Source organism: Nostoc sp. CCY 9925 (assembly GCF_963920935.1).
Lineage (GTDB): Bacteria > Cyanobacteriota > Cyanobacteriia > Cyanobacteriales > Nostocaceae > Nostoc.
Genome location: NZ_CAWUDO010000185.1, coordinates 1 through 8,199 on the forward strand (window position 1 = coordinate 1; position 8,199 = coordinate 8,199).

Below are 8,199 nucleotides of genomic sequence, written 5' to 3' on the forward strand. Positions count from 1 at the left end.
TTCCTAGCTTCCATGCTTTCAAAATGTCCTAACCTGTGTGACTACGGCTATAAAAACCTGCTCTGGTGGAAGTCCTACTTTCTGTGCTGTACTCTCAGCAGCGAGATCCTCAGGATCTATTTCATAGCTGAGGATTTGATAGGGAATACCTAGTTTGTCCAGTAGTCGAGCAGCATTATCCCTCTTTTGTTACTACGGGGAAAGTATAATCAGGTAGAAAACGGTAAACAGTAAGTAACAGAGATGGTTACGCAACGAAGGGAAGCAGTAAATACAGTCGCCACAAAAAAATGGCGAAGGTATTATAAAAAATAAAATGCGAGATGCTATCATAGGCATCTCGCATTTTCGTTTACACCAAGTAACTAGTATTAGGTACGATCGCAAAAAAGGCATACTCATACCAAGCAGTCCAGATAAAACTGCGAATCCATCGCTGGCGCTTTTCGGGACTCAATTCATACTCAAATGCCCCACGCGCAGGATCGATAGAAGATAGGTGAGAGTTGCAACCGCAACCATGTTGATAAGTAAAACCATATTTTGAGGCAATACTTTGCACTTTCATTTGAATTGCAAATACCTTGCCTGCATGGAGTATGGCATCCCAAGCACGCTTGTGTTCTATATCACGGGGGTCAAATCGTAAAGCACGTTCTTCAAAAACATGATCCCGGTAAATTGGTGCTAAATGCACATGATAGAAACTGGCAGGCAGTTCATAACCAAATTCATTGAATAAATCTATACCAATACGAGCTACTTTTACTTGCTCGGCATATTCGATTCCCTTTGATTCTACATCCCGAAGAATTTCTGCAAAATCCGGATAGCTGTCTTTTTTAAAGTCTTGTCCAAAAAAATCAAGGGTTTCCCAGGCTAGCTGTGCAAAGATTTGGGAGAATGCAGGTATTAAATGAGCTAGTTGGGGGCGATCGCTAAACAAATCAACCTCACCATGCTCTAATTTGTATAGAAATAACTGTGCCATCTCAACATAACTTTGGGGCTGGGAAAGTCCCACACTCGTGGTTCCTCTCGCAATCTCTTGCCATGTGAGGGGTAGCTGAGAAACGTGAACCGCATTTTCTCCAGCGATGACTGCAACACGAGGACATTCGAGAAGTTGCATTGACAATCTCCATTTAAGACTTTAGTGTAATTTACCCTAAGTAATGCCTTCTCGGTATTCTCCACATAATTAAAAAATCTTTGACAGACCGTCTTAGGGGGAAATGGGGAGTGGGGACTGGGGAAGATGAGGGAGAGGAAGAGGGGTAGGGGGCAGGGTGCAGGGGAGAAGATCCTCCCCTGTGCTAAGAGCTGCTGCTCCCCTGCTCCTTCCCCATGCCCATCTATTCAATTTTCAAGTTGAAAGGTAAGCGGGCATAAACTCCTTGTGGGTCGTTCATTTTTTGCAGAATTTGGATTTGTTGTTGCAGTTTTTGGAATTCGGCGGTGAGGGGATTAGATGGTTTGAGTTGAGTTGGTTCAATTCCTAAATTGTCCTGCACCTCTTGAGTTGCCCGTCCAAAAAAGCGTTCTCCGAAGGTACTAAAGCGGGGATATTCTTGCAATTCCCAATCTTCTCCTAGTTTCGCTTCCTTAGCAGCATAAGCGATCGCACTATTCAAACCGCCAATTTCATCTACTAAACCAATTTCTTTGGCTGCAACACCTGACCAAACCCGTCCTTGGGCGATTTCTGCTACTTTTTGTTCTGGGAGTTTCCGACCTTGAGAAACTTTATTGAGAAAGATATTATAAATCCGGTCAACGCTACGCTGATAAAGCGCTAATTCTTGGGGCGATTTCGGGCGAGAAGCTGTTTGAGAATCAGCATAGCGCCCGGTTTTGACTGAATCCCAGGTGATACCGTTGTCATTTGCCAGCTTTTGCCCATTAAGTAATATCCCAAACACGCCAATTGAACCTGTAATTGTATTTGGTTCGGCAAAAATGCGGTTAGAGTCGCTAGCAATCCAATAACCACCAGAGGCGGCTGTATCACCCATCGATACTACAACTGGTTTCTTTTGGCGAGTTAATTTCACTTCTCGCTGCATAACTTCGGCTGCGGTGGCGCTACCACCAGGGCTATTAATTCGCAGCACAACTGCTTTTATATCTTCATCTTGCCGCAGTCTGTTAAAGATTTTGGCAAAGCGATCGCCTCCTACTTCCCCATCTTCACCTGTACCATCGACAATATCCCCTTCAGCATAAACAACGGCAATTTTATTTTTTGAGTTGCGTTCTACACCCAAAGATTTGCCGGCAACTTGGGCGTAATCATTCAAGTTAATTTGGCGAAATGTTTTGTCGTCTTTGTCGCTATCTGTAAGCTTTTTCAGGTCGCTCACCACTTCATCAGCGTATGCTACTTGGTCTACTAAACCACTATTTTTTGCTTGTGTTGCTTCTAATAATGCCTGATTATCTGCGATCGCCTGTAACTGTTCTGGTTGAATTTTCCGACTGCTACCGACAGCATTACGCCACTCTCCCCAAACATCATCCAATAATTTTTGAGTTTGTTCGCGGTTTTCTGGACTCAGCTTTGTCAGGATCAACGGTTCAACTGCTCCCTTAAATTTTCCCACCCGCACGACTTGAACGCCAATACCATACTTCTGCAATGCTCCCGTTAAGAACATCAATTGCGAACTCAAACCGTTGACTTCCATCAATCCCAAGGGATTAAGGACGATGGAATTTGCCGTTGAACTCACATAATATTCTTTTTCGCTCCAATTACTGCCATAAGCGACAACTTTTTTGCCACTAGTGCGGAATTCCTCTAAGGCTTTGCGGATTTCTTTGAGAGAAGCATAGCCGATATTACTAGTTTCACTTTCGCGGCTTGCATCGAGATAGATACCCACAATTCGCGGATCGCGCCGCGCTTTTTCCAAGGTTTCCACAACTTTACGCAGTGTCATTCTCTCCTCGACTGCACCTGAAAGTGCATTCTGAAAGAATTCGCCAGAATTAGGTTCGCCATCAGTAATTTTCATTGACAAGTCAAAAACCAGCACTGACTTATCTTTTACTTCTGGCCCGGTATCTTTAGTGGAAGTAGCAGCCAACAGCAGCAAGAACAGTCCAGTGGTTCCCAAACCACAGAAAACAATTAGCCCTAGTACGGTGCCGACTAAGCTAGCCACAGTTTGTTTAATAAAGTTAGTCATATCTTGTAAATCTATTCACTACTGGTTTATTCATTTTCTTATAAGTAACATTTAAGTAGCACCTTGTCTTGTCTGGCGATGGAAAACCAGGACACTCAGCATCAACTACGTTGCGATCGCAGTAGTAATGCAGAATTTTACATAATAATTCAATTCATTAAACAAGAGTAGCTCAGCAAAGTAAACTGCTCTGAGGATTTCTAAAAGCATCTTCTTAAGATTATTTTAATTTTAGATGGTGCTATTTTTGATAAACGTTAAGAGATAGTTGCGGTAAATTTTAGGCTTAATATATGTTTGCGATCGCCTTCATTGGGGATTAGGCGATCGCACCCTCAAAAAGTGCGAATTCAGTCATACTCTATATTCGGCTAGCTTTTAGTTTAAGCCACATCTTGCCAAATTCTGAAACACAATTGTTGGTAATTTGTAATATAAATTGAATATTGTAGTACTATTTATTATCAAGTCAAGGACAACTATATTTCTCTATAAAAAGGATAATATGATGGATATTTGGGGTTTTAGTTCATTCGGTTTACTTGCACTCAAAGGTGCTTTACCCACGGTTGTAAAAGAAATTATAAAAAAAACTCAAAGTCAATTAAATCCAACAGAGTTAGAGAAAGCTATCAAAACAGGGATAAAAGCTGCTCAGGACGCAGATAAGAATAAACAAAAAGGGCTTTTGTCTGCTTGTGATGATAGGCAAATTGATACATTCCTTGCTAAAGTATTTGAATATTCAGGAGTCCAGGCAGAATTAGAGAAAGCGCTAAAAGATAAATTTCCAGATATACAGAACCTAATTGAGGCATTTAAGCACGTAGCGCAAGAGCAAAAAATTCAACTGAATGAAGCCGATCTTAAACCTTGGTTAAGGACGTTTATAAATATATATTTTAAAGAACTTCCAGTTTACGGAAGATATCAGGCTGCTAAAGATAATTATTTAAAACTAATAATTAAAGATTCGGAAAAAATACATTTTGCTGGAATTAAAATGAAAGGACAGGACTGGGATATTCCCGAACCTTTAGAAAGAATTTTTGTAATTCCAGATATAATTAATGAGGAACAAAAAGCTAATAGAGTTTCATTAGATTTGCAAGATATGATTTCAGCAGATAAACTGTTGAATTCTAGTCGCGCACAACAAATGGTTATTTTGGGCGATCCTGGTTCTGGTAAAAGTACTTTAATGCAATATTATGCTGCTAAAGTCGCTCAGCATAAGTTCACAGAGTTAGGATTGCCAGAAGATTTATTACCAATTTTAATTCGGATTCGTGATTTAGCAAATCAGCCAGAAATTGATATTTTGACATATTTGCAAGAGTGTATTCCTCTCAAATACACTTTAGATATACCAGAAGGATTTTTTGATTATTGGCTCAAACAAGGAAAAGCACTAATATTACTTGATGGTTTGGACGAAATTGCTGATGAGAATAAGCAAAGAGAAGTTGCACGACATCTTTCTTCTTTTGTCACAAATAATCAGTATGTTCAAAACCGAGTCATTATCACATCTCGTCCTGCGGAATATAGGCGAGATTTCTTTGAGACTCACGAATTTACCCACTATTTTATACTGCCATTTGACGAGTCTAAAATTAATCTATTTATCGATAGATGGTATAATAGTCGTTTTTCAGACTCACAAGAATCACAGCGTCGGCAATCTAGCCTAAAAGAGCTATTAAACAAGCAGGAACGCATTAAAATCTTGGTAGAAAATCCGCTACTATTAACACTTGTTTGTTTAATACACCGATATGATGCAGTGCGTTTACCTCAAAAGCGTGACAAACTTTATGAAACAGCAATAGAAACCCTACTCTTGAATTGGGAAATGAGTCGGTTTGAAGAAAAACAAGCACCTATTGATAAAAAATTAGAACATATAAAATTTACAAACTTGCAAAGGTTAATGGAAAAATTAGCATATTGGATTCATTGCCAGCAAATTGCAACTGAAGATAAGAATTGCAGTACAATAGTTGAACGAGATGAAATCATTGAGCAATTAAGAAAAGATATTCAAAATCTCAAAAAAATTGAACTTTATGAGGCTAAGCAAGAAGCAGAAAAGTTTATCGACTATATTTCTGCTCGTTCTGGTTTGCTAAATGAACAAGGAAAAAACTGCTATGCATTTGTACATAAAACATTTCAGGAATACCTGTGCGCTAAAGAAATAGATTATCGTTATCAAAACGACGAAGGTAGTTATGAAGAAATAGTCTTGCATCATATCAAAGAACATCTCTATAATCCTCACTGGCGAGAAGTATTATTACTGTTGATTGTGATTCAAAAACCCAAACCCATCGCTAAAGCAATTTGCGCTATTCTAGAGCAGGATAAAGATAACGAAAAATCGTATCATCATAATTTATTGTTTGCTGGTAGTTGTTTGGCTGAAGATCCAAATAATTTAAAAAACGCAGACAATGACCCATCGTTGCATATTTTGAGTGAATTAGTAAAGCTAGAAATAAATCCTGAGTTGGATGAAACAATTCGCTCACAGGTATTTTCAACCTTCTGTAATTTGAGTCAAACAGAGTTTGCACAGTTAGCACTTGAAGTTTTGGAACAAGAGCAAAAAAATATAGATGAAGAGAGAATGCAGCAATATCGAAATAAACTGGAAAAATCAAAAGTTTAATACTACCACTAAGAGGTTGTTTCAAAAGGGTTTTGCTGTGACTTTAGGCACTTTTAGATCCCCCCTAACCCCCCTTAAAAAGGGGGGAACCGGAATCACAGTCTCCCTTTTTAAGGGAGATTTAGAGGGATCTAAAACTTTTGATCCCAACAAGAGGACTTTTCAAACATCCTCTAATGATGAGTCAGAATGCAGTCCACAATAAGTGAATAAGGGCAGCATGAGAACAGAAATATTTCAACTTTTGAAAAAAGAATATTGTAGAAAACTGGCAAACTGGTTTGATGATATTAAGTTTGCTGGGATTGCGGTTGCTGGTCAAGAGGTGGATAAATCTGCGAAATCTAGCCAAATTTTTGTGATGCCTGATGTAGTAGAGGAAATCAAAACTAGTCAGAAACAAATAGATTCTCAAACGGATATTGATTTATCTGTAGCTGATGAATTATCAAGCAAGCGTCAGCTAGAATTAATCCGCCAGCAACGTCAACTAGCGCAATTAGAAAACCAAACCGGAAAAAAGTTTTCTGCACAACAGCTATTAAGGGAAACCTCTTCTCGTAAATTAGTTTTATTAGGCGCACCGGGTTCGGGTAAAACTACTTTGATGAGTTATTTTGCTGTGATGCTGGCTCAAAACAACCGAGAAAAACTTGGACTAAAAGAAGGTACAGATTTACTGCCAATTTTGGTAAAAGTTCGTGACTTTGCAAGACAAGAGAATAGCAGCATTTTAGAGTATGTAAATCAGTTTACCCAACGCAATTTACTTAAAAAACAGCTACCACCTAATTTTTTTGAGCATTGGCTCGAAAATGGACAAGCTTTAATTTTATTAGATGGTTTGGATGAAGTTGCAGATTCAGTTAAGCGGTATGAAGTTGTTAGGCAGATTGAGGAATTTTTAGGACAGTTCCCCCAAAATCGGGCAATTATTACTTCTCGTCCTGCTGGCTACAGACGTGACTTTTTCCACACAGAAGATTTTCCTCACTATCAACTCCAACCATTTGACGATCCTAAAATAGAAGAGTTTATTAAACGTTGGTATGATAGCCGCATTGTAGATTCCCTAGAGGCGCAACGACGCAAAGATAGCCTCAAAAAGGCGCTTTCTGATAATGACCGGATTAAGCTATTAGCAACAAATCCGTTACTATTAACGATTATTGCTTTAATTCATCGCTACGAAGCTATTTTGCCAAAAGAGCGCCATAAGCTATATGAAAAAGCAGTAGAAACTTTATTAACTTCTTGGGATTCAAACAAAGAATTTACCAATCATTTGGTCTTTGAATATTTATCGCTAGATGATTTGCGTCGTTTGTTAGAAAGTCTGGCTTACTGGATTCATACCCAAGGAAATACAGGAGATAAAGAAGGCGGTACGCTAATAGACCGCGATGAGCTAATATCTCAATTAACCAGACATATAGAAACACTAAAACAAATTGCAAGTGATGAAGCTAAAAAAGAAGCAGAACGCTTCGTAAAGTTTATTAGAGAGCGCACAGGGTTGCTAAACGAACAAGGACAAGACTGCTACGCCTTTGTGCATAAAACTTTTCAAGAATATCTTTGCAGTCAAGAAATTATCTACCAGCGGTACAATGAGGATGATTTCGGCATTATCCTAAAGCATATCAAAGACCATCTTCACGATGCTCATTGGCGAGAAGTATTGTTGCTGCTAATTGCTCAACAAAAACCAAAACCAGCGGCCAAAGCAATTCAGGCAATTTTAAACCAGCACAGCGAATATGAGCAGTGGCTACACCGCGATTTGTTTTTTGCTGGCAATTGCCTTGCCGAAAATCCCAAAGACTTGAAAGTAGCAGATAATCAACTGGCAGATGAAATTTTACAAACTTTAGTAGAACTGGAAATAAGCGATTTACCACAAATCAGTTCTAAGATTAAATCACAAGTTTTTCAAATTCTTTGCAGTCTGAATGAAACAGCTTTTGAAACTCAAGCTTTGCAATTATTAAAAGATAGAGAAAAACAAATAAATCAAGTACGATTTCAAGAATATCGTGCAGCATTGGGAGAGAAAGAAGCGGCAATTGCTGGGTTAATTAAACTCATAGAAGACCCAGAATACTCTGTGCGTTATCGTGCCGCAGATGCGCTGGGTCAAATCGGTTCAGAAGCGGCAATTCCTGGGTTAATTAAACTCATAGAACACCCAGAATACTCTGTGCGTTCTCGTGCCGCATTAGCGCTGGGTCAAATCGGTTCAGAAGCGGCAATTCCTGGGTTAATTAAACTCATAGAAGACCCAGAATCCGATGTGCGTTATAGTGCCGCATTAGCGCTGGGTCAAATCGGTTC

The 8,199-nt window shown here is 39.1% G+C and carries 4 protein-coding genes; 2 read left to right on the forward strand and 2 right to left on the reverse strand.

Going from position 1 to position 8,199, the window contains the following annotated elements; genetic code table 11:
* Window positions 1-352: 352 nt before the first annotated feature.
* The gene (locus ACM0OY_RS38505) at window positions 353-1,132 is read right to left on the reverse strand and encodes a hypothetical protein (protein WP_414573978.1); all 780 of its coding nucleotides are present in this window, start codon (window positions 1,130-1,132) and stop codon (window positions 353-355) included.
* Window positions 1,133-1,355: 223 nt separating this feature from the next.
* The gene (gene sppA / locus ACM0OY_RS38510) at window positions 1,356-3,191 is read right to left on the reverse strand and encodes a signal peptide peptidase SppA (protein ID WP_414573979.1); all 1,836 of its coding nucleotides are present in this window, start codon (window positions 3,189-3,191) and stop codon (window positions 1,356-1,358) included.
* Between the two features lie 505 nt (window positions 3,192-3,696).
* On the opposite strand from sppA, the gene ACM0OY_RS38515 reads away from it, so the two are divergent.
* Window positions 3,697-5,865, forward strand: coding sequence for an NACHT domain-containing protein (locus ACM0OY_RS38515; protein ID WP_414573980.1), 2,169 nt, complete (start codon window positions 3,697-3,699; stop codon window positions 5,863-5,865).
* Between the two features lie 220 nt (window positions 5,866-6,085).
* Window positions 6,086-8,199 (forward strand): NACHT domain-containing protein (locus ACM0OY_RS38520; RefSeq protein WP_414573981.1); only part of this gene is annotated, 2,114 nt, incomplete at its 3' end.